General features: G+C 67.5%; 19 protein-coding genes. 7 read left to right on the top strand and 12 right to left on the bottom strand.

The features are described 5' to 3' along the window. Positions 1 to 102: 102 nt before the first annotated feature. Entirely contained in the window at positions 103 to 744 is a 642-nt protein-coding gene (locus QRM96_RS07540) for a LysE family translocator (protein ID WP_285319052.1), read from the top strand. Here the strand turns inward: QRM96_RS07540 and QRM96_RS07535 are convergent. The 5 genes from QRM96_RS07535 to QRM96_RS07515 form a co-directional block, all read right to left on the bottom strand. Next, positions 741 to 1,718 carry a hypothetical protein gene (locus QRM96_RS07535; protein ID WP_285319051.1) on the bottom strand — a complete coding sequence of 326 codons (978 nt, stop codon included), beginning with the start codon at positions 1,716 to 1,718 and terminating at the stop codon, positions 741 to 743. The genes QRM96_RS07540 and QRM96_RS07535 overlap by 4 nt on opposite strands. Positions 1,719 to 1,760: 42 nt before the next feature. Further along, on the bottom strand, positions 1,761 to 2,264 hold the full coding sequence (locus QRM96_RS07530; protein WP_018763661.1) for a DUF456 domain-containing protein: 504 nt from the start codon (positions 2,262 to 2,264) through the stop codon (positions 1,761 to 1,763). Between the two features lie 96 nt (positions 2,265 to 2,360). Further along, positions 2,361 to 3,560, bottom strand: coding sequence for an NAD(P)-dependent malic enzyme (locus tag QRM96_RS07525; protein ID WP_285319050.1), 1,200 nt, complete (start codon positions 3,558 to 3,560; stop codon positions 2,361 to 2,363). Positions 3,561 to 3,847: 287 nt separating this feature from the next. Next, positions 3,848 to 4,456, bottom strand: coding sequence for a TetR/AcrR family transcriptional regulator (locus QRM96_RS07520; RefSeq protein WP_018763663.1), 609 nt, complete (start codon positions 4,454 to 4,456; stop codon positions 3,848 to 3,850). Between the two features lie 137 nt (positions 4,457 to 4,593). Continuing rightward, positions 4,594 to 5,877, bottom strand: coding sequence for an MFS transporter (locus QRM96_RS07515; RefSeq protein ID WP_285319049.1), 1,284 nt, complete (start codon positions 5,875 to 5,877; stop codon positions 4,594 to 4,596). Positions 5,878 to 5,992: 115 nt separating this feature from the next. On the opposite strand from QRM96_RS07515, the gene rraA reads away from it, so the two are divergent. The 3 genes from rraA (at position 5,993) to QRM96_RS07500 (ending at position 9,932) form a co-directional block, all read left to right on the top strand. Further along, positions 5,993 to 6,487 carry a ribonuclease E activity regulator RraA gene (gene rraA / locus QRM96_RS07510; RefSeq protein WP_285319048.1) on the top strand — a complete coding sequence of 165 codons (495 nt, stop codon included), beginning with the start codon at positions 5,993 to 5,995 and terminating at the stop codon, positions 6,485 to 6,487. Between the two features lie 126 nt (positions 6,488 to 6,613). Next, entirely contained in the window at positions 6,614 to 8,278 is a 1,665-nt protein-coding gene (locus QRM96_RS07505; RefSeq protein WP_018763666.1) for an MDR family MFS transporter, read from the top strand. A gap of 211 nt (positions 8,279 to 8,489) precedes the next feature. Next, positions 8,490 to 9,932 carry a sugar porter family MFS transporter gene (locus QRM96_RS07500; protein WP_133832346.1) on the top strand — a complete coding sequence of 481 codons (1,443 nt, stop codon included), beginning with the start codon at positions 8,490 to 8,492 and terminating at the stop codon, positions 9,930 to 9,932. Between the two features lie 79 nt (positions 9,933 to 10,011). Here QRM96_RS07500 and QRM96_RS07495 read toward each other — a convergent pair whose 3' ends face one another. The 6 genes from QRM96_RS07495 to QRM96_RS07470 all read right to left on the bottom strand — a co-directional run bounded on the left by QRM96_RS07495 (position 10,012) and on the right by QRM96_RS07470 (position 16,481). Beyond that, the gene (locus QRM96_RS07495) at positions 10,012 to 11,238 is read right to left on the bottom strand and encodes an MFS transporter (RefSeq protein ID WP_285319047.1); all 1,227 of its coding nucleotides are present in this window, start codon (positions 11,236 to 11,238) and stop codon (positions 10,012 to 10,014) included. Between the two features lie 28 nt (positions 11,239 to 11,266). Next, positions 11,267 to 11,704 (bottom strand): MarR family winged helix-turn-helix transcriptional regulator, encoded by a 438-nt coding sequence (locus QRM96_RS07490; protein ID WP_285319045.1) that lies wholly within the window; start codon positions 11,702 to 11,704, stop codon positions 11,267 to 11,269. Between the two features lie 41 nt (positions 11,705 to 11,745). Further along, complete coding sequence (locus QRM96_RS07485) at positions 11,746 to 12,237, bottom strand: GNAT family N-acetyltransferase (RefSeq protein ID WP_285319071.1); 492 nt, start codon at positions 12,235 to 12,237, stop codon at positions 11,746 to 11,748. A 209-nt stretch (positions 12,238 to 12,446) separates the two neighbouring features. Continuing rightward, complete coding sequence (locus tag QRM96_RS07480; RefSeq protein WP_018763671.1) at positions 12,447 to 13,610, bottom strand: mannitol-1-phosphate 5-dehydrogenase; 1,164 nt, start codon at positions 13,608 to 13,610, stop codon at positions 12,447 to 12,449. Then, positions 13,610 to 15,664 (bottom strand): PTS mannitol transporter subunit IICBA, encoded by a 2,055-nt coding sequence (locus QRM96_RS07475; RefSeq protein ID WP_018763672.1) that lies wholly within the window; start codon positions 15,662 to 15,664, stop codon positions 13,610 to 13,612. The genes QRM96_RS07480 and QRM96_RS07475 overlap by 1 nt, the downstream gene beginning before the upstream one ends. Before the next feature lie 88 nt (positions 15,665 to 15,752). Next, entirely contained in the window at positions 15,753 to 16,481 is a 729-nt protein-coding gene (locus QRM96_RS07470) for a TetR/AcrR family transcriptional regulator (RefSeq protein ID WP_109864202.1), read from the bottom strand. A gap of 160 nt (positions 16,482 to 16,641) precedes the next feature. Between QRM96_RS07470 and ptsP the strand changes: the two genes are divergently transcribed. From ptsP to QRM96_RS07455, 3 genes are read left to right on the top strand one after another with little or no spacing between them, the layout of a single operon-like run. Beyond that, the gene (gene ptsP, locus QRM96_RS07465) at positions 16,642 to 18,327 is read left to right on the top strand and encodes a phosphoenolpyruvate--protein phosphotransferase (protein WP_285319044.1); all 1,686 of its coding nucleotides are present in this window, start codon (positions 16,642 to 16,644) and stop codon (positions 18,325 to 18,327) included. 53 nt (positions 18,328 to 18,380) lie between these two features. After that, on the top strand, positions 18,381 to 18,803 hold the full coding sequence (locus QRM96_RS07460; protein WP_018763675.1) for a helix-turn-helix domain-containing protein: 423 nt from the start codon (positions 18,381 to 18,383) through the stop codon (positions 18,801 to 18,803). After that, the gene (locus QRM96_RS07455; RefSeq protein WP_231369933.1) at positions 18,803 to 19,618 is read left to right on the top strand and encodes an alpha/beta fold hydrolase; all 816 of its coding nucleotides are present in this window, start codon (positions 18,803 to 18,805) and stop codon (positions 19,616 to 19,618) included. The genes QRM96_RS07460 and QRM96_RS07455 overlap by 1 nt, the downstream gene beginning before the upstream one ends. 16 nt (positions 19,619 to 19,634) lie before the next feature. On the opposite strand, the gene QRM96_RS07450 is transcribed toward QRM96_RS07455, so the two are convergent. Beyond that, entirely contained in the window at positions 19,635 to 20,855 is a 1,221-nt protein-coding gene (locus tag QRM96_RS07450) for a PucR family transcriptional regulator (RefSeq protein ID WP_285319043.1), read from the bottom strand. Positions 20,856 to 20,908 lie beyond the last annotated feature (53 nt).

The raw sequence follows: 20,908 nt of genomic DNA, 5'->3' as shown, positions 1-20,908 counted from the left end.
AAACATACTGCCCGTACCGCGAGGCGGGCGAAAACCGGACAGCACTTATGGCGTGATTCTCTCTAAGGTTGCTCTTGAGACACCGCCGACAGGAGAACCCCCGTGAATCCCCAGCTGTTCCTGGCCTTTATCGTGGTGGCCGCCGCTTTGGCCTGCACGCCGGGAGTGGACTGGGCGTACACCATTGCCGCCGGCCTCCGGCAGCGCAGTTTGGTGCCGGCGGTGGCGGGGCTCTGCGGTGGCTACATCCTCCACACCGTCCTGCTGGTGGCAGGCCTGGCGGCGCTGTTGGCCGGAATGCCTGGTCTCCTGGGCTGGATCACCCTGGCCGGTGCGGCCTATCTTCTCTGGCTCGGCATTGGGACCCTCCGGTCCTGGCGGGGTGCAAGCTTTGGTGCCGCGGCGGCAGGCGGCTCCGGAACGCGGCTGCGCACCTTCCTGCAGGGCATGGGGACCAGCGGAATCAACCCCAAGGGGCTGCTGTTCTATGTGGCGCTGATTCCGCAGTTCGTCAGCGCGGACGCCTCCCTGCCGGTGCCGGTGCAGTCGGGACTGCTGGGTATGACGTTCGTGGCCCTGGCGGGGCTGGTCTACACGGCGGTGGCACTGCTCTCGAGGACGCTCCTGCAGAGCCGGCCCGGGGCTGCGCGCGTGGTGACCCTTGCCAGCGGCATCATCATGGTTGCTTTGGGGACCGTCCTGCTCGGCGAGCAGGTGGTGCCGTTCCTCGCCGGCCGCGCCTAGTCACCGCTGAGTTCCTTCCAGTCCTGCTCCCACATCCGCCGCATTTCCTCGTCCTTGCGGATGGGCACCGGCGCCCCGATTTCCCGTTGCGGCTCCGGGTCCCCGCGCCGGCGTCCCCAGTCGCGCGGATTCAGGGACCGCCGGCTTGACTCCAAGACCAGCAGCGCGCGGTCCGTCAGGGCGTCGTTGCGGAGTGCCAGGTGGGTCTTGCGGCGGCGCAGGACCTCGGCGATGGCCTGCTGCGCCGCGTCCAGCCGACCTTCCCGGCGCAGCGCCCGGGCTCGGACCAGGAGCAGGGCAGCAGAGAGGTCGTCGGCGTTCAGCAAGCCCTCCGTCCAGTCGATGACAGTGCGGCTCCGGCCAAGGTCCAGGGCCAGCGAGCAGCGGGCCAAGGCCATGGGGAGTGACGGCGGCAACCCCGAGAGGGCGTCCAGGGCAGCTTCCGTGCGGCCTGTCTCGCGCAACGAATGGGCCAGGGCCAGGAACACCGACTCCTCGCTGAACAGCACCGGGATTTCCACCCGTTCAGCCAGTTCGATCCGGGTGACGATCCTGGTGAGGTAGGTGGAGGAGTACCGGTTGGCCTCCTCATCGTTCCGGGTGGTCAGCCCGCGCTGCAGGAGTTCGGAGGCACGGAGGTAGCCGCCGTGTTTGTACTCGAGGAGGCCTGCCATGAGGTAGCACAGCCCGGCCCAGCCGGGGTAGGTCCGCGCCAGGTAGATCAGCCGCTCGGGTTCGCGGCTGGAGAAAACCGCCTCGTGGACTGCCCTGGCGGGCTTTGACGGCAACCGCTTAAGCCGAGGAACCTCGCCGTCGATGGACAGCAGGGCCGGGTTCCGTCCGCCCAGCACGCCGGTAAGCAGGCCGCCCACGCCGCCGGCAAGGTCGTGGACCGGCGTCCGCAGCTGGGCGTGCCCGAACGGCGTGAGGTCACGGCTGTCCCAATAGATCGGTGCGGTGTCCCCGGCGCTCATCGTTCCATGCTAACCGGGAAGGGGCGGGGCCCCGCCGGGCGGTCAGCGGCCGGCGGCCGCAATCCATACTCCGACCACCCAGGTGCTGGCGGCCAGGCAGGCCAGCCCGAACTCGGCGAGCATCCCCAGGCCGGTGGCCTTCAGGGCAGCCCAACTGGACCTGGCCGCCGTCGGAAAATCCCTGGTGCGGAGGAACTCGCTGACCAGCAGGCCGGCGGCAAAACCAACGAAGAGTCCCAGCACCGGGATGATGAACATCCCCACAACGGCCGCCACGAGCGCCACCACGACGCTCCGGCTGGGGATGGCGTGCTGCTTGAGCTTCCTGCCGGTGAGCACGGCGCCGGCGGTCATGCCCGCGGCAACAAAGATCATGGCCACCGCGAAAACCACCCACCCCACGGTGCCGGCGCCGCCCCAGATGGCCCAGGCCAGCAGGCTGATGCCTACCAGGACGCTGCCGGGAAGGACGGGGATGATGGTGCCGGCCACGCCCACCAGGATTCCCAGGCCGCACAGGATGGTCACCACGGTTTCGGAGGTCATGGTCCCCAGTCTAGGGGCGCTCCTCAAGAGCCCCGACGGCGGTGCCTCCTTCCGCGAAGGAGGCACCGCCGTCGTTGCCTGTCCCCAGGCGGGGGCCTACTCCGCTTCCACCGCCGCGGCGACGGCTGCGGTGACCGCGGGGGCGACGCGGAGGTCCAGCGGGCTGGGCACGATGTAGTCGGCCGACAGGTCCCCGGCGGCCAGCTCCGCGATGGCGCGGGCGGCAGCCAGCTTCATGGCCGGCGTGATGCGGCGTGCGCCGGCGTCCAGCGCGCCGCGGAAGATACCCGGGAAGGCCAGGACGTTGTTGATCTGGTTCGGGAAGTCGCTGCGGCCGGTAGCCACCACCGCGGCGTACTTCACGGCTACCTCGGGCAGGACTTCGGGGTCCGGGTTGGACAGGGCAAACACAATGGCGTCCTGGTTCATCAGGGCCAGGTGTTCCTCGGCCAGCTTGGAGGAGGAGACGCCGATGAACACGTCCGCGCCGGCCAGCGCTTCGGCGGGGCCGCCGGTGATGCCGCGGGGGTTGCTGCGGGCTGCGATGTCCGCCTTCTTGCTGGCGGTGTCGGCCGCAAGGTCGGCGCGGCTGCTGTTGATGACACCGCGGGAGTCCAGCAGGACGACGTCGGTGATGCCGGCGGCCAGCAGGATCTCGGCGACGGCGATCCCGGCGGCACCGGCACCGGACACCACCACCTTGAGGCCTTCCAGGCCCCGGCCGGTCACCTTGGCGGCGTTAGTGAGGGCTGCGAGGGCCACGACGGCGGTCCCATGCTGGTCATCGTGCATGACGGGGCAGTCCAGCGCCTCGATCAGCTTTTCCTCGAGTTCAAAGCAGCGCGGTGCGGAGATGTCTTCGAGGTTGACGGCGCCGAAGCTGGGGCGCAGCCGGACCAGGGTCTCCACGATCTCGTCCACGTCGGTGGTGTTCAGGACCAGCGGGATGGAGTCGAGGTCGCCGAAGGTCTTGAAGAGCGCCGATTTGCCTTCCATGACGGGCAGCGAGGCGCTGGCGCCGATGTTGCCCAGGCCCAGGACGGCCGTGCCGTCGCTGACCACGACCACCAGGCGCTCGGCCCAGGTGAGGGTGCGGGCCAGTTCAGGCCTGGCGTGGATGGCGCGGCTGACTTCGGCAACACCAGGGGTGTAGGCGATGGACAGGTCCCGCTTGTTGGAGAGCGGAACGGTGCTGGTCACGGACAGCTTGCCGCCTTGGTGGGCGCCGAAGATTTCGTCTTCGGTCAGGGCCGTCGCTGCTGAGTTGTCGGTGGCGGTAACTGCGTCAATGGACACGTCGTTGTCTCCTGGTGCTCGCCGTGGGCGCACGGCACATGGAGCTGGAACCCGGCCGGGCCCAGCGGGGAAAGTAGTGCGACCGGAAACCCAAGGGTGGCGGGTCCAGGGGGAACGCCGGGGGTGTTTCCGCCCTGCCGCTCCGGTGCGACCATGGTAGGCACCCACAAGCGTCCGGCAGGAACGTCAAGGAACCCCTGATGCAGTGCCAAAAGGTTTAAGCAGGCCTTTTAGTGATCCAGATCACGGTATTATGGCGGATTTAATCGCGCGTTGGTCTAGACCAGTTACGCGGATTTAGTCACTGTTAATCCGGATTCAGCCTCCGGAGACAAGCGACCGCAGGCTTTTTTGAGGTCTTCCTCGGCTTCGAAGAGGGAAAGCCGGCGGTTCCGCACGGACTGGACCAGACCAGTGACGGTCAGCAGGAGGACCCGCGCGCCCACCGCATCGCCGCACGCGCCGGCAACGAGCTTCTCGCTGAGCGCGTCGATCTCGCGCAGGAGCTCCGTGGTATCCCGCTCCGGCAGGTAGACACTCCGGCTCAGGCACTGTTCCACGGCAGGCTGCATGACGCGCATGTGGAAAATCTCCATCACCAGGCCGGAGAGGGCACGTCCGCGGAAACGCGGCGATGATCCACGGGCACCGGCCTGCAGTTCGTCCAGCTGGTGCCGGAAGAGCGCGAGCATCAGGTGGGTGGGAGACGGGAAATACCGGTAGAGCGTCCCCAGCGGGACGTCGGCTTTTTCTGCGACTTCGGAGAGCTCCACAGCGTCCAGTCCCTTGCGGGCAAACGCTGCGGCGGTGTCGAGGATCCGCGCGTAACGGAGGCGCTGGCGGGGAGCGGAAGGCCGGGCGGCCATGGGCGGATGGTCTGAAAAAGTCTCGGGCATCAGCATTCCGGGGTTGTGTTTTAGGGGACTGCGGCCAGGAGTGCCCCCACTTCCGTACCACCCTGCAGCCCGGTTCAACTATACGGCAACCGCACCGAGCAGGTTGGTCAGCGGGCTTACCTTCGGCCGCCTTCGGGTCAGTCCACGCCCTTGATCTTGACGACGAAAACAGCGCCCAAAAGCCCGATGACGGCGGCGGTGAGGAACAAGGTCCGGTAGCCGCCCGCGTACGTCACGGCCACCAGCGCCAGGGCCGGGGCAACCACCTGGGGCAGGGAGTTGGCCACATTGATTACGCCCATGTCCTTCCCGCGGCTGACGGCGAACGGGAGGACCTGGGTCAGCAGAGCGAAGTCCACCGCGAGGTAGGCACCGAAGCCGATGCCCAGGACCGCTGCCCCCGCGAGGGCGCCCGGCCACACCGGGAAGAACGCCATGATGGCCCCGGCCATGGCGATCGTGGCGGACGAACCGATGACGAACGGCTTCCGCCGGCCCACCCTGTCGCTCCAGGGACCGGCCAGCACGGCGGTGATCATCACCATCACCGCATAGATGCCGGTCAGGACCAGTACCCCCGCGGCCGGGTCAGGGTAGCCGATCACGTCCCGCAGGAAGAACAGCAGGTACACGATGGTCAGCTGGTTGCCCACGTTCACCAGGAACCGCGTCAGCCACGCCCAGGCGAAGTCCGGATACCGCGCCGGGCTGATCCAGAAGCCCTTGGCAAAGACGCGGGGGCGGAAAGCCTCCAGTTCCGACGCCGGCAGGACGGGATCGTTCCGGTGGAAGAGGTACGGCAGGACGGACAGCAGGAGGGCCGTGGCGCACAGCCAGTAGCCCACCATGAAGTTGCCGGCAACCACCGCCCCGAAGACGGCGCCGGTGAGGATGCCCAGGGTCTGGCCCATGGCCGCGAGCCCGCCCACGCCGCCGCGCTGGGCCACGGGCACCCGGTCCGGGACGGCGGCGGTGATGGCAGCATAGGCGGCGTTCGCACCCAGTTGCACCAGGCACCAGAAAAGCACCATGAGCGCCACGGCGGCGGAAAACGACATCGCCAGCAGGGCCGCCGTCGCCAGCACCGCCCCTGCCAAAATCCACGGGGCACGGCGGCCAAAGCGCGAGGTGGTCCGGTCCGAGAGGGCGCCGAAAAGCGGGTTGGCCACCAAGGACACGGCGGCACCGCAGGCCGTCACCAAGGAAAGGATGGCTTCCTTGCTGGGCGCGTCGATACTGATGGCCTGTTGGCCGATGAACACGTTGATCGGGCCGAAGAAGGCGGCGTTGATGCCGACGTTCACCAACACCAGGCCGGTGACCCACCGAGCGGTGACCTTCTGCACCGGCTCGGCGAGCGCCGCCGTCGCACTTTCCGGTGCGGAGCCGCCCGGCGGCAGAGGCTTCTTGGACAGACTCATTGGCTTGGCTCCCCCTGGTGCGGCCGGTTGGCGGTGGGAATCAGACTATCGTGGGCCGTACCTGGCCGCGGGGCCCCGCCCCGGTGCCCCGTCACTGAAGACCAAGGAGCAACAGATGAGCGCACCCACTCCCGCAGGAAACCCAGCCGTGAACACTGCAGACCTCTATGACGAGCGCGGCTCCGAACTGGCATCGATCTCCCTGCAGTTCCAGTCCCTGGGCGGACGGACGCATTTCAACGGCCCGGCCCGGACCATCCGGTGCTTCCAGGACAACGCCCTGGTGAAGTCGACGCTCGCATCCCCGGGGAACGGCGCCGTCCTGGTGGTGGACGGCGGCGGATCGCTGGGGACGGCCCTCATGGGGGACATGATCGCCGAAAGCGCCGTGGCGAACGGCTGGGCCGGCGTCGTGATCAATGGCGCCATCCGGGACCGGGAGGCCCTTGCCCGGCTGGACCTTGGGGTCAAGGCACTCGGCAGCAACCCTAAGAAGAGCCTGAAGACCGGCGCCGGGGAGGTCGACGTGGACGTGGTGATTGACGGCGTGACCATCCGTGCCGGGGCCGCCATCTGGTGCGACCCGGACGGCATCCTCGTGGAGGCCTAGGCAGGGAGCGCCGCCCGGCAACGGCAACCGCAGAAAGTTGGCAGGGCGGGGAATAAAATGTGCGAGTAAGATAGTTACTGAAAGCAACTATCGCTGCTTATATCCTTTTCTTCCCCTGGAGCCCCCATGTCCAAAGCCTCTGCCGCGCCCCGCGCCGGAGAAACACTGACGCAACGCCAGATCGTCACGGTAATGGTTGGCCTGATGCTGGGCATGTTCCTCGCATCCCTGGACCAGACCATCGTTTCGACGTCCATCTACACCATCGCCAACGATCTCGACGGGCTCTCGCTGCAGGCGTGGGCCACCACCGCGTACCTGATCACGTCCACCGTCAGCACCCCGCTGTACGGCAAGCTGAGCGACATCTTCGGCCGCCGGCCGCTGTACCTGACGGCCATCGCCATCTTCCTGGTGGGTTCGCTGTACGCGGGCTCGGTGCACTCGATGACCGAACTGGCCATTGCCCGCGGCATCCAGGGCCTCGGCGCGGGCGGGCTGCTGGCCCTGGCGCTGACCATCATCGGCGACATCGTCTCCCTCAAGGACCGTGCCAAGTTCCAGGGCTACTTCATGTCCGTCTTCGGTATTTCCTCGGTTCTCGGCCCTGTGGTGGGCGGCGCGTTCGCCGGATCAGCCAACATCCTGGGCTTTGACGGCTGGCGCTGGGTCTTCTTCATCAACATCCCCATCGGCCTTGCCGCCCTGACGGTGGTGTTCCTGTTCCTGCACCTGCCGGCGAAGCACCTGAAGCAGAAGATCGACTACTGGGGCGCCGCGGCCATCACGGTGGCGATCGTTCCGCTCCTGCTGGTGGCCGAGCAGGGCCGCTCCTGGGGCTGGGCCTCGGTCAACTCCTTCCTCTGCTACGGCCTGGGCGTCGTGGGCATTGCCTGGTTCCTGCTCGCCGAGAAGCGCGCCGGCGACTACGCCCTGATCCCGCTGCGGCTCTTCCACAACGTCACGTTCGGGCTGTCCTCGCTGCTGAACTTCATCATCGGCATCGGCATGTTCGGCGCCATCGCCATGCTTCCCATGTACCTGCAGCTGGTGAAGGGCCTCACCCCCACACAGGCGGGCCTGATGATGATCACCTTCACGGTGGGCATCCTGTTCGGTTCCATCACCGCCGGCCGCACCATTTCCGCGTCCGGAACGTTCCGCATCTTCCCCATCATGGGCACCGGCATCCTGACCGCTGCCGCCCTGGTGATGGGCTTCTCCCTGGGCGTGGACACCGGGTTGTGGGTTCCCGGCCTCATCGCCGTGTTCTTCGGCGTGGGCCTGGGCTTTTGCATGCAGCCCCTCACCCTTGCCATGCAGACCTCCGTTCCGCCGCGCGACATGGGCGTAGGCACCTCCTCCGCGGCGTTCTTCCGCTCCATGGGCGGCGCCGTAGGTACCGCCGTGTTCATCTCCATGCTCTTCAGCCTGGCCGCCAGCCGGATCGCGGACGGCATGAAGAGCGCCACCACGGATCCTGCCTACCTCGCCGTCCTGAAGGACCCCGCCGTCGCGTCCGATCCCGCCAACGCCAAGCTGTATGACTTCTTCAAGAACGGCGCCTCCAACGATTCGCTGAACGACACCAGCTGGCTGCACACGGCCAACTCCACCCTGACCAGGCCCATCACCGAAGGCTTCGCCACCTCGATCGACACCGTGATGCTGACCGCTGCTGCCCTGACGGGCCTGGCGTTCCTCATCAGCTTTGCGTTGCCGCGGAAGAAGCTGACGGACCAGAAGGCCTCGCCGCAGGACAAGGACGACATGCAGATTCCGGCCCACTAGGCCCGGAAGCGCACGGAGAAACGACGACGGCGGCACGGCCCGCCGTCGTCGTTTTTCGTTGCGGGGCAAGTTGTGGGGCAAGGGGCGCCAAGTGGAACCTGCGGCGGTGGCGTGCCACACTGTTTAGCGCGTGTGCGCCGGCCCTTTGGGCCGGTACAGCAGCCGACGACGTCCGCACCGCATCCATAAACCCCCAACACCAGGGAGAACCATGCCCACTGCACAGGAGCAGACAACCACCCGGATTCCACGGCGGGTGATCTGGCTGGCGCTCGCGGGGGCGGTGGGCGGATTCCTCTTCGGCTTCGATTCGTCCGTGGTCAACGGTGCAGTGGACGCCATGAAGGAAGAATTCGCCCTGTCCGAGGCCGTGACCGGCTTCGCCGTCGCCATCGCCTTGCTTGGCTGCGCCGCCGGGGCCTTCCTGGCCGGCAAGGTGGCGGACCGCTACGGCCGCATTCCCGCCATGAAGCTGGGCGCCTTGCTCTTCCTGGTCAGCGCCGTGGGCACGGGCTTCTGCTTCGGCGTCTGGGACCTGATCTTCTGGCGCCTGGTGGGCGGCCTGGGCATCGGCCTGGCGTCCGTGATCGCCCCCGCCTACATTTCCGAGATTTCACCGCGCAAGGTCCGGGGACGCCTGGCCTCCCTGCAGCAGCTGGCCATCACCACCGGTATCTTCGCGGCCCTGCTCTCCGATGCGCTCCTGGCCACGACCGCCGGCGGCGCGGACCAGTCGTTCTGGCTCGGTATCGAAGCCTGGCGGTGGATGTTCCTTGCCGCCGCCGTTCCCGCCGTCGTCTACGGCTGGGTGGCCTTCACGCTGCCTGAATCCCCGCGCTTCCTGGTGTTCCAAGGCAAGGAGGACCAGGCACGGACGGTCTTTGATTCGATTGCGCCCGCCGAGGACACCGACAGGCACATCCGCGACATCCGGGAAGCCATCGAGGAAGACAAGCTGGCCGGGCAAAAGGGCTCCCTCCGCGGCAAGGCCTTTGGCCTGCAGGCGGTGGTGTGGGTGGGCATCATCCTGTCCGTGCTGCAGCAGTTCGTGGGCATCAACGTGATCTTCTACTACTCCACCACCCTGTGGAAGGCCGTCGGGTTCCAGGAAAAGGACTCGCTGGCCATTTCGGTGGCAACGGCGGTCACCAACATCCTGGTTACCTTGGTGGCCATCGCCCTCGTGGACCGTATTGGGCGGCGCCCCATACTCCTCACCGGCTCCGTGGGAATGGCGGTATCCCTGGGCGCCATGGCCCTTGCGTTCTCCTCGGCAACGGGCAGCGGCGAGGACATCACCCTGCCGGGCGCCTGGGGACCGGTGGCGCTCGTGGCAGCCAATGTGTTCGTGATCAGCTTCGGCGCGTCCTGGGGACCGCTGGTGTGGGTGCTCCTGGGCGAGATCTTCCCATCCAAGATCCGCGCCCGGGCCCTGGGCCTGGCAGCTGCCGCGCAGTGGGTGGCCAACTTCGCCATCACCCTCAGCTTCCCGGTGATGGCCGCAGGCTCGCTGCCCCTGACGTACGCCATGTACGCGCTGTTCGCGGCGGCTTCCTTCTTCTTCGTGATGTTCAAGGTGCCGGAGACCAACGGAATGTCCCTGGAGCAGGCAGAGACGCTGTTCGTGCCCAAGGGTTCCAAGAAGGCCTCGTAACGCCGCCCCGGCTTTCGCTGGAAACAACAAAACCCTCCATCACCTGGCGAGATGGAGGGTTTGTTTGTTGTCGGGCCGCTTACACCACGTGCGGTTCGTGTGAGGAGAGGTAGGCCCGGCCGCCGAGGGCGATCAGGATGGCCACCACCATGGCCGCCGCGCCGGCAAAGAACGGAACCTGCGGGCCAAAGTGCTCACCGAGCTGTGCAGCCGCGAACGGGGCCAGCGCGCCGCCCATCCAGCGGACGAAGTTGTAGCCGGAGGACGCCACCGGGCGGGGCGAATCGGAGACACCCATGGCCAGTTCCGTGTAGATGGTGTTGTTGACGCCCAGCAGGGCACCGGCAACGATCACCAGGACGACGACGGCCGGCACCGAATGCCCCGCCGCCAGGCCCAGCCCGGCCAGGTCCAGCATGAGCAGGAACAACGTGCTGGTCAGCACCTTGACGGCACCGAAGCGGGCCTGCAGCGGCGGTGCCACGAAGACGGAGAAGACGGCCACGGCCACGCCCCAGCCGAAGAAGACGCCACCGATTCCGTAGGCGTTCATGCCCAGGATGAACGGGGTGAAAGCCAGGATGGTGAAGAAGCCGTAGTTGTAGAACAGGCCGCTCGCCGCCGTCGTCCGCAGTCCCTTGTGGCCCAGGGCCAGCAAGGGGTCCCGCAGGCGGACCTTGCGCTCGGGCAGCGGCGTCTTGGGCAGCAGGGCAATCAAGGCGATGAAGGCGGCCGCCATGAGAACGGCGGTGCCGAAGAAGGGTGCGCGCCACTGCCAGCCGCCCAGGAGGGCACCCAGGAGCGGGCCGAGCGAGATGCCCAGGCCCAGGGCGGCTTCGTAGAGGATGATCGCGGTCCCGGCGCCGCCGCTGGCGACGCCTACGATGACGGCGAGGGCCGTGGCCACGAACAGGGCGTTGCCCAGGCCCCAGCCGGCCCGGAAGCCCACCAGCTCACTGACGCTGGCGGACAGGCCGGAGAGCGAGGAGAAGACGACGATGACGGCCAGGCCGATCAGCAGGGTCCGTTTGCCGCCGATCCGGGACGAGACAAACCCGGTGATCAGCATGGCGAGGGCAGTGACCAGGAAGTAGCTGGTGAACAGCAGAGAGACCTGGCTCGGGCTGGCCTGCAGGTTGGTGGCAATGGCGGGGAGGATGGGGTCCACCAGGCCGATGCCCATGAAGGCGAACACTGCAGCGAGCGCGGTGGCCCACACCGCCTTCGGCTGCTTGAGGAATGAGGCCTTTTCAGCCTGCAAGGTGTTTTCAGGTGCCGGCAGGGTTTCTGCGAGCTGGCCGTCCATGGAGGGTACTCCTAAATTCGTCACTGGTTCAGTTCTGGAGGTAAGCGTTGATTTTGTCGATGACCGGCAGCGCGTCCGCCAGGGCTTTGCGGTCCTGGTCGCTGAGGGTGCACAGGATGCCTGCCATCACCTGGTTGCGGCGCCGGTTTGCCGAGTCGACGGCGTCCCGGCCCTCGGGGGTCAGGATCACCCTGACAGCGCGGGAGTCGTTCGGATCCGGCTCACGGCGGGCCAGCCCGGCGCGCTCGAGCTTGATGATCTGCTCGGTGGCGCTGGGGACGCGGACCCCAAGATTGCGGGCGATCTCGCCGACGCGCTGGCCCTCGTCAAGCAGCATCTTGAGGGTGCTGAGCTGGGCGGCGCTGAGTTCACCGTCGGCGTCGAGGCGCCGGACCAGGTAGACGCTGTGCCGGAGGGCCTCGCGGAATCCGCTGGCAAGTTCCTGGAGTGCGTTATCGTCATTCATCGTTAGGTAGCCTAACATTTAGGGTACCTAACAGTCAAGGCTTAGAGAGTCAACTTCATCCCGATGTGACTCGCCTCAAAGCCCAGCTGCCCGTAGAACCGGTGCGCGGCGGAGCGGCTGTGGTGCGTGGTCAGCTGCATCAGGGTGCAACCCCGGCGCCGGGACTCCGCGATGGCCCAGCCCACCATGAGCTTCCCCAGGCCCTGCCCGCGAAGGGACGCGGCAACGCGGACGCCCTCGAGCTGCGAACGCCACGCCCCCTGCCGGGAGATGCCGGGAAGGAAACTGAGCTGGAAGGTGGCCACCACGGTGCCGTCCGGGTCCCCCGCCGGAACGGTCTCGCCGACGATCAAGAGGTGGGCTGGGTCGGCGTCGATCGCGCCAAAGGCCCGCTGGTACGGCTCCATGTCCTGTGCGGTCTCGCGGGCGGCGCCCAGGGCGTCATCGGCGAGCAGCTGCACCATGGCCGGGAGGTCGGCAGGGGTGGCATGGCGGAGGCGGAACGTACCGCCGTCGACGTCGGCGGTCAGCAAGGGAGTCACGGCAGGTTGGGTATCGGTCACCTGCCCAGCTTGGCACAGGATCTGAGCGGGGGTTTGGGGAAAGCCTGCAAAAGGTGAGCGGGGGTTTGGGGAAAGCGGGCAAAAGGTGAGCGGGGGTTTCCGGGGTATTGCACGACGGACGAACGCCGGCACCCACTCCTGCGATGAAGTGGGTGCCGGCGTCGCTGGGATGGCGCGCGTCAGGCGGGGGCGCCTGCCAGTTCGGCCTGCCGTTCCTCCACGAGGGTGGCGACGGCGCTGAACAGCGGGTGGTCCGCTTCAAGTCCGGTGATCCTGGCCGTGGCATCAGCCGGGCTGGCGGAGCCGAGGATGCCCGCGAGTTCGGTGGCCTCGGCGTCTGCGGGATCGTTGAAGCGGAGTGCGGCAGCGATCGCGCCCAGCAGGGCCTCCGGCACCACGCCGCGTTCTGCCAGCTCCGCCGCCGGGCCGATGAACCTCTCGTGGCGGCTCAGCTTCCGCAGCGGGGCGCGGCCCACCCGGTTGACGGTGTCCGGCAGGTAGGGGTTGGAGAACCGGACCAGGATCTTCTGGACATACGCCTCCTGCTCGTCGTTGCTGAACCCGTGCTTGGCCACCAGGAGCTGTTTGGTCTCCTCCAGCACCGCCCGGACATCTTCCGCCACATCCTGGTCCGCCATGGCGTCGGAGATCTTTTCCAGCCCCGCCTCAAACCCCAGGTAGGCGGCGGAGGCGTGCCCGGTGTTCACGGTGAAGAGCTTCCGTTCGATGTACGGCGAGAGGTCGTCCACGAAGGTGGCCCCGGGGATCACGGGCGCGGAGTCACCCAACGGGGTGCGGTCGATGACCCATTCGTAGAAGGTTTCCACGGTGACGTCCAGGCCTTGGCCGGGCTCCTGGTTGGGCACGATCCTGTCCACGGCCGTGTTCGCGAAGACCACCTTCCCATCCAGGGCCCCGGCTGCGGCGCCTGGCTGGGCGGCCACTTCCTTGGCCAGGATGTCCGTGGCGTTGATGGCGTTCTCGCAGGCCATCACCTGCAGGGGAGCCCGGCCGGGCTCCCTGGCGACGATGCCCTTGGCGATCACGGGCGCCACGAACTTCAGGATGTGCGGACCCACCGCTGTGGTGACGATATCCGCGGTCGCGATTTCCGCGACCAGCTCAGCCTCCTGGGTGTTGGAATTCAGCGCCCGGAAGTTGTCCACGGTCCGCACGGCGGGGTTCTCACCCACCTCGTGGACCGCATAGCTGTCCGCGGCCGCCAGCCGGGTGATCAGTTCATCGGCCACGTCCGCGAACACCACCTCGTAGCCGGCATCGTGCAGGAGCAGGCCCACGAAGCCGCGGCCGATGTTGCCGGCGCCAAAATGTACTGCCTTCACTATGAGTTGACCTTTCCGAAAAGCTCCAGGACTTCATCCTCGGACGTGGCAGCCTCGAGCCGGGCCACCTGCTCCTTGTTCGTGAAGACCTTGGCGATGGAGGACAGGATGTGCAGGTGTTCGTTGTTGATGCCTGCGACACCCACCACAAACTTCACTTCCTTGCCGTTCCAGTCGATGCCTTCGGGGTAGCGGATCACGGACACCGCGGACTTGCGGATGTGGTCCTTGGCGGCGTTGGTGCCGTGCGGGATGGCCAGGAAGCTGCCCATGTAGGTGGACACCGATTCCTCGCGCTCGTGCATGGCGGCGATGTAGCCCTCATCCACGGCACCCCGGGCCAGCAGGAGCCTGCCGGCTTCGTCAATGGCAGCGTCGCGGGTGGTGGCCGAACCCGTCAGGACCACGCTCTCCCGTGCCAGGATCTCGGAGGTCCCGGCCGTGGAAGCGGCGGTTCCTGCCGCGGCAGCGGGCGCAGCGTCCACCGGGGCTTCGGCGGCGTGCGCACCGTGGGTGGCGCCGGCGTCGGCCGAGCCTTCGCGCTCGGTGTTGCTCTCGCGGACCAGTTCAACAATCTCGTCATACCGCGGGCTGCTCATGAAGTTGTCCACGGAGTAGTGCACGGCGCTGGACGTCGCGGGCTTGGCACGCTCGGTGAGGTCCTGGTGGGTGACCACGACGTCGTAGCTGTCGGTGAGGTTGGCGATCGAGGCGTTGGTGACCTTGACGTCGGGGAACCCGGCGGCCTTGATCTTGTTCCGCAGCACCGAGGCTCCCATGGCGCTGGAGCCCATGCCGGCGTCGCAGGCGAACACCACGTTGCGCACCGGGCCGGCCAGGACGCCTACCCCGCCGCGGCCGGCGGCCGCACCCGCGGCAGTTCCGACGCCGGCGCCGGTGAGGGTTGAGGCAACCGAGCTCTTCTTGCCCTTCATCTCTTCCATGCGGGCGGTGGCGTCGCCGAGGTCCGCCTCATCGCTGTGCTTGGTGGTCCGCAGGATGACCGAGGACACCAGGAAGGAAACTGCCGCCGCGAGGACCACGGACAGGATCACACCGAAGTAGCTGTCGCGGGAGGTCTGGGCCAGCACGGCGAAGATGGAGCCCGGGGCGGCCGGTGCCACCAGGCCGGAGTTGGTGACGGCGAGGGTGGCGATGCCGGTCATGCCGCCGGCGATGGCGCCGAGGATCAGCAGCGGGCGCATCAGGACGTACGGGAAGTAGATCTCGTGGATGCCGCCGAAGAACTGGATGATGGCTGCGCCGGGGGCCGACGCCTTGGCTGCGCCGCGGCCGAAGAACGTGTACGCGAGCAGGATACCCAAGCCGGGGCCGGGATTGGCTTCGAGCAGGAACAGGATGGACTTGCCCTGGTCCAGCGACTGCTGGACGCCCAGGGGGGTGAGCACGCCGTGGTTGATGGCGTTGTTCAGGAACAGGACCTTGGCCGGCTCGATGAAAATGCTGGTCAGCGGCAGGAGGCCGTTGTGGACCAGGAACTGCACGAAGTTGCCCGCAGCAGTACTGAACGCAGTGACCAGGGGCGATATGCCATAGAAGCCCAGCAGGGCCAGCAAGGCACCCCAAATGCCGGCGGAGAAATTGTTGACCAGCATCTCGAAGCCGGGGCGGATCTTGCCTTCCCACAGCATGTCGATCTTCTTCATGGTCCAGCCGCCCAGCGGGCCCATGATCATGGCGCCGATGAACATGGGGATGCCGGCACCGACGATCACACCCATGGTGCCGATGGCACCCACCACGCCGCCGCGGACGTCGTAGACCATCTTGCCGCCGGTGTAGCCGATCAGCAGGGGAAGCAGGTAGGTGATCATGGGGCCAACGAGGCCGATGTTGGGCTTCCCGTCGGTTTCGCCGAATCCACCCAGCTGCGGCACCGGCAGCCAGCCCTTCTCAATGAAGAGGGCGGTGATGATGCCCCAGGCGATGAACGCACCGATGTTGGGCATGATCATGCCGGACAGGAATGTCCCGAACTTTTGGACGTGCACGCGCGCGCTGGTGCGGGGTTTTGCAACTGTCTCTGTTGCCATGTGATTTCCTAACCGTCATTCCTGCTGCTCCGCAGGATGGTCCGAATGATTACGACGACGTAGTGCTGGGTAATGCGCTGATTGGGGCTTAGCCGGCGGTGCTGGTGGAGATCCGGTGCAGCCATTCGAGGAAGAGCTTGAGTTCCGAGCTGGAAAGCTGGTCAGAGTGCGAGGCCTGAAGTGCGGCGTTCAGGGCGATCGCTGCCACCACCACCGAGGATTTTCCGGTGCTGCCCGCGGCCGGGCCGCTGGCGGGCTCGGCGGACACCGCGAAGATCATGGCGTCCCGGGTCATGGTGGACAATTCGAGGTTCCTCTCGGCGGCAGACTCCGCAATCAGCATCAACGTCACACCCACGTTGGCCGCCAGGATGGACCTGGCCGCTTCCCTGGGCTGGACGTTCAGCTGGCCCGCCGCCGCTGCCTTGTTCAGCATCTCCTCCATCAGCGACTCGGCGTCCGCCACGATGGCGGGCCGGCTCTCCGGGCGGATGTTGCCAAACATCACCAGGTACAGCTCGGGCTGGTTCAGGCCGAACTGGACGTGGTTGTCCCACATTCTCCGGATGTCCTCAAGCGGCTGTCCGGAAGGGGCGAAATCCCTTTCGCCCGCGACATATTCCTCAAACCCTGCGGCGACGACGGCGTCGAACAGTCCTTCCTTGTCACCGAAGTGGTGGTACAGCGTGGGCGCCGAAACGCCCGCCAGCTGGGTGATCTGGCGGGTGGACACCGGCGCTCCCGCGGAATTTGCCAGCAACTCCGCGGCTGCGCGGAGCAGCCGCATTTTGGGGGGAAGCTGGCCATCCAAACTCATAACCGCTACCCTAGCACCTATAGCGTTGCTATATGAACTGAATCACATACAATTTTTTCAGGCACGTTTCCTGCCCCGGACGTAGCAGTCCATCGGCAGCCCCGGCACGGCGCCGGAGACCTTGGCGGGCCTGTCTACCGGCAGAGAATGAGGACCTTCAGTGCAGAACTTCCCAGGAGTAGGCGTCAGTCCGGGCCGCGTCATCGGCATCATCCGCCAGATGCCCAAACCAATCAGCGAGCCGCCCGCCGGCGAGCAGCTGGCGGCCGGCACCACTGCCGAGGAAGCGACTGCAGCACTGAAGGCCGCGGCCCAGGCCGTGCACGACGAACTGAAGGACCGGGCCACCCATGCCGTGGGTGACGGCAAGGCCGTCCTGGAGGCCACCGCGTTGATGGCCAAGGACACCATGCTGATCAAGGGCGCGGCCAAGCTTGTGGCGCGCGGGACCTCCGCCGAACGCGCCATCTGGGAATCCGGCTCCTCGGTTTCCGAGATGCTGCACAACCTGGGCGGCTACATGGCCGAACGCGCCACCGACGTCCTGGACGTCCGTGCCCGGATCGTCGCGGAGCTCCGCGGGGTTCCCGCCCCCGGCATCCCCGCCTCCAACACCCCATTCGTCCTGGTGGCCGAGGACCTGGCGCCGGCCGACACCGCCACGCTGGACCCCAACAAGGTCCTGGCGCTGGTCACCGCCGGGGGTGGCCCGCAGTCCCACACGGCCATCATCGCCCGGTCCCTGGGCCTGCCGGCAGTCGTTGCCGCCGTCGGCGTTGACGAACTCGCGGACGGCACCGAAGTGTACGTCGACGGCGCCGCCGGCAACATCACCTCGGAACCGGACGAGACCCTCCGGGCGACAGCCGAGGCCTGGGCTGCCACGGCGTCGCTGCTGGCAGAATTCAACGGCACGGGCACGACGGCGGACGGCCACGAGGTGCCGCTGCTCGCCAACGTGGGCGGCGGCAAGGACGCCGAGGCCGCTGCGAAGCTCGGAGCCCAGGGTGTGGGCTTGTTCCGCACCGAGTTCTGCTTCCTGGAACGCGACACCGAACCCAGCGTCGAAGAGCAGGCAGCTGCCTACAAGAGCGTCTTCGACGCGTTCCCCGGCAAGAAAGTGGTCCTTCGCACACTGGACGCCGGCGCCGACAAGCCCCTGCCCTTCCTGACCGACTCCACGGAACCCAACCCGGCCCTGGGGGTCCGCGGCTACCGCACCGACTTCACCACCCCCGGCGTCCTGGACCGGCAGCTGGAAGCCATCGCACTGGCCCAGCAGCAGTCCGAGGCCGACGTCTGGGTCATGGCCCCCATGATCTCCACCGCCGAGGAAGCCGCGCGCTTCGCCTCCATGTGCGCGGACGCCGGCATCAAGACCCCTGGCGTCATGGTGGAGGTCCCCTCCGCCGCCCTCACCGCCGAAGCGATCCTCCGCGAAGTGGGCTTCGCCAGCCTGGGCACCAACGACCTCACCCAGTACGCCATGGCCGCCGACCGCCAGCTCGGCCCCCTGGCCAACCTGAACACCCCGTGGCAGCCCGCGGTCCTGCGCCTCGTCGGGCTCACGGTTGAAGGGTCCAGGGCCGAAGGCCACAACAAGCCCGTGGGTGTCTGCGGTGAGGCTGCCGCGGACCCCGCCCTCGCCGTCGTCCTCACCGGGCTTGGCGTGACCACCCTGTCCATGACGGCCCGCTCGCTCGCCGCGGTGGCCGCCGTGCTGAAGACGGTGACGCTCTCCGAGGCCCAGGAACTGGCAAGACTTGCCCTCTCCGCGCCGAGCGCCACGGAAGCCCGCGCATGGGTCCGGGAGAAACTGCCGGTCCTGGAGGAACTGGGGCTCTGATCCGGAGGAACGGCCTCGCCTGCCGGCAGCCGGACGCGGGATAGGCTACGTCCATGGCATTGATAGCCCCCCGCGTTACGGCCGGCCTGCCCGCAGGCGAGGCCGGCAGCCTTGCGCGCGCCCTGGAGGACAGCAACGACATCACCGTCTTCGTTGACGGCACCGTCCACCGGCTGCCCGCGCAGGCACGGGACGCCGTCGTGGATCTCCTGGCACGGCTGGGCCGCGGCGAAACGGTGACTGTGAGCAGCGTGGAGGAAATGCTGACCACCTCCCAGGCCGCGGAACTGGCGGGGATCTCGCACACGTACCTGCGCAACATGACCGACCGCGGCGAGATCCCGGTGGAGTACCGCGGCTCGCACCGCAGGATCCGGCAGGCCGACATCCTTGCATGGCTGGAGCACCAGAAGCTTGAGGACCGGAAGCGCAAGCAGGACAAGGCCGCCGCCGGCCGCGCCGGCGAGGCGGAGTAGTGCGGTTTCCCCGTGGCCTGCGCCGGAAAGACGCCGGGCTGCGCTCTACGGAGGTGGCCGCCAATGGTTTGACGGGGAGGTTGTTCTGGGCTGACGGTACGCCCGCACCCGGACAGGACGCTGCAGGCAACCCGGCCGGACCGGCCTATGTCCTCATTCACGGCATCGGCGTCTCCCACCGCTACCTTCGCCGTTTGCACGGCGAACTGGCCGGCGCCCCCACCTACTCCTTTGACCTGCCGGGTTTCGCCGGCACCCCCCGGCCCGGCAGGCAGCTCTCCGCGGCGGACTACGGCGCGTTCATCGCCCAGGCACTGAAGGCAAGCGGCATCGACTCCTACATCCTCGTCGGACACTCGATGGGCGTGCAGTTCACCATCGAGGCCGCGCTCTACGCACCCGAACGGGCACGCCGGCTGGTCCTGATGGGACCCGTAGTGGATTCCCGGCACCGGAGCGTCCTGCGGCAGGGAGTGGCCCTCTTCCTGGACGCGCTGCTCCGGGAAAGTGCCTCGTCCAACTGGATTGTGGTCACCGACTACTTCCGCTGCGGGCCGCGCTGGTATCTCACTGAAGTGCCGGTGATGATGGGTTACCCCACGGAGCGGCGGCTGGCCGGCATCAATGTGCCCGTCCTGGTCCTGCGCGGCAGCCATGACCAGGTGGCCGGGCCGGAGTGGTGCATCCGGCTCGCCCAGGCCGTGCCGCAGGGAAGTTTCGTGGAAATACCGCAGGCAGGCCACGTGGTCCAGCATGTGCGCCCGCGGCAGGTTGCGGAGGCCATCCGGTCCTTCGTCGGGGCGCCCTCCCGCTAACCGGGATTCCCTGGCGTCAGATCCTGGGCCTTGCCGCCCAGCGCCGCATCTTGAGCGCGGCATGCAGTTCCAGCCGCGGCAAGCCCTTCAGCGGGTCCACCCCCAGCAGTTGACGGATCCGCCCCAGCCGGTTGTAGATGCTGCTGCGGTGCAAGTGGAGCCGGGTTGCCACGTCCTGGACGGAGCCGTCATTGTCATACAGCAGCTCCAGGACGGGGATGAGCTCGCCGTTGCGGTCGTGGTCCTCAAGCATCCGGAAGTACACGGACCCGGAGTCCGCCCACGCACCCACTCCCCCGCCGGCCGACGCGAGCAGCTGGTAGACGCCGGTGGCGCGGCAGTCCACGAGTTCGCCCAGCTGCGGGTCGACGGCGGCCGCCTGGGCTGCCAGCCGGGACTGCCGGTAGGCCTCTGCGAGCTGGCGCGTCCTGGCGAACCCCTCGCTGATGCCCAGGATGATCCGGTGGACCGGCCGGCCGGAGCGCTTGGCCAGCTCCAGCCGGTAGTGCACCAGCACCTGGGCGTGGTTGGCCCTGCCCGTCGATTCGCGGAACAGCACCACCGAATGGGTTTCGGTGCCGGCACTGAAGAGGGCCGCATCCACACCCACCGTTGCCTGCAGCGCCGTAGAACGGTGGATCAGGGCCGATGCGATGGGATCCGGCCCGCTGGCCCAGCCGTCCGCGTCGAGGATGGTGACCATCTGCCAGGGGCCGCGGCCCTGGACTTCCTTCCAGCCCGCCACCGCCGCCACCGCGTTGGGTTCACCGGCGCAGGCTGCCAGGAACTCGCGCTCCCGGCCCCGCCGGAATTCTGATTCCGCCGTGTTCGAGTCGAGCAGGAGCCCCGAAAGCAGCTCGAGCTCATGGTTGACGCCGGGCAACTGGGTGAGGATCGCCGTCGGGCTTTCCTCTGCCGAGTCCTGCTGCACCCACAGATAGCCGACGCGGAAGCCCCGGACCATCAGCGGGACGCAGACCCGGCCAAGCATGCCCAGGTCCGGATTGCCCGGAATGACCACCGGCCGGACGGCGGTGGCTATCCCGTGGGAGAGCTGCCAGGCGCTGACATCCGCCGGGACCTTCTTGCTCAGCAGGAAATTCACCCGGACTCGGTCTGCGTGGGACTGGTTGGAGCTGTAGGCAAGCAGCAGGCCGTCCAGGTCCTCCAGGGATAGGCCGCGGCCAAGCTTCTGTGCCACCTGTTCGACGAGTTGCTCCACACCCTGCTGCTGCATGGGCTCACACTACTGCCTGCGCAGCCGGACCCACGAACCAACACGAGGCGACA

Source organism: Pseudarthrobacter sp. lyk4-40-TYG-27 (assembly GCF_030209295.1).
Taxonomy (GTDB): domain Bacteria; phylum Actinomycetota; class Actinomycetes; order Actinomycetales; family Micrococcaceae; genus Arthrobacter.
The sequence above is the reverse complement of the archived record's forward strand: the minus strand, read 5'-3'. Positions and strand labels throughout refer to the sequence as shown.

What these genes read in the sequence shown, in the direction of transcription:
- QRM96_RS07475 (WP_018763672.1), bottom strand. Translation starts at nt 15,664, where the DNA reads ATGGCAACAGAGACAGTTGCAAAACCCCGCACCAGCGCGCGCGTGCAC.
- QRM96_RS07520 (WP_018763663.1), bottom strand. Translation starts at nt 4,456, where the DNA reads ATGCCCGAGACTTTTTCAGACCATCCGCCCATGGCCGCCCGGCCTTCC.
- QRM96_RS07505 (WP_018763666.1), top strand. Translation starts at nt 6,614, where the DNA reads ATGTCCAAAGCCTCTGCCGCGCCCCGCGCCGGAGAAACACTGACGCAA.
- QRM96_RS07450 (WP_285319043.1), bottom strand. Translation starts at nt 20,855, where the DNA reads ATGCAGCAGCAGGGTGTGGAGCAACTCGTCGAACAGGTGGCACAGAAG.
- QRM96_RS07495 (WP_285319047.1), bottom strand. Translation starts at nt 11,238, where the DNA reads ATGGACGGCCAGCTCGCAGAAACCCTGCCGGCACCTGAAAACACCTTG.
- QRM96_RS07535 (WP_285319051.1), bottom strand. Translation starts at nt 1,718, where the DNA reads ATGAGCGCCGGGGACACCGCACCGATCTATTGGGACAGCCGTGACCTC.
- QRM96_RS07530 (WP_018763661.1), bottom strand. Translation starts at nt 2,264, where the DNA reads ATGACCTCCGAAACCGTGGTGACCATCCTGTGCGGCCTGGGAATCCTG.
- QRM96_RS07490 (WP_285319045.1), bottom strand. Translation starts at nt 11,704, where the DNA reads ATGAATGACGATAACGCACTCCAGGAACTTGCCAGCGGATTCCGCGAG.
- QRM96_RS07460 (WP_018763675.1), top strand. Translation starts at nt 18,381, where the DNA reads ATGGCATTGATAGCCCCCCGCGTTACGGCCGGCCTGCCCGCAGGCGAG.
- QRM96_RS07470 (WP_109864202.1), bottom strand. Translation starts at nt 16,481, where the DNA reads ATGAGTTTGGATGGCCAGCTTCCCCCCAAAATGCGGCTGCTCCGCGCA.
- rraA (WP_285319048.1), top strand. Translation starts at nt 5,993, where the DNA reads ATGAGCGCACCCACTCCCGCAGGAAACCCAGCCGTGAACACTGCAGAC.
- QRM96_RS07515 (WP_285319049.1), bottom strand. Translation starts at nt 5,877, where the DNA reads ATGAGTCTGTCCAAGAAGCCTCTGCCGCCGGGCGGCTCCGCACCGGAA.
- QRM96_RS07500 (WP_133832346.1), top strand. Translation starts at nt 8,490, where the DNA reads ATGCCCACTGCACAGGAGCAGACAACCACCCGGATTCCACGGCGGGTG.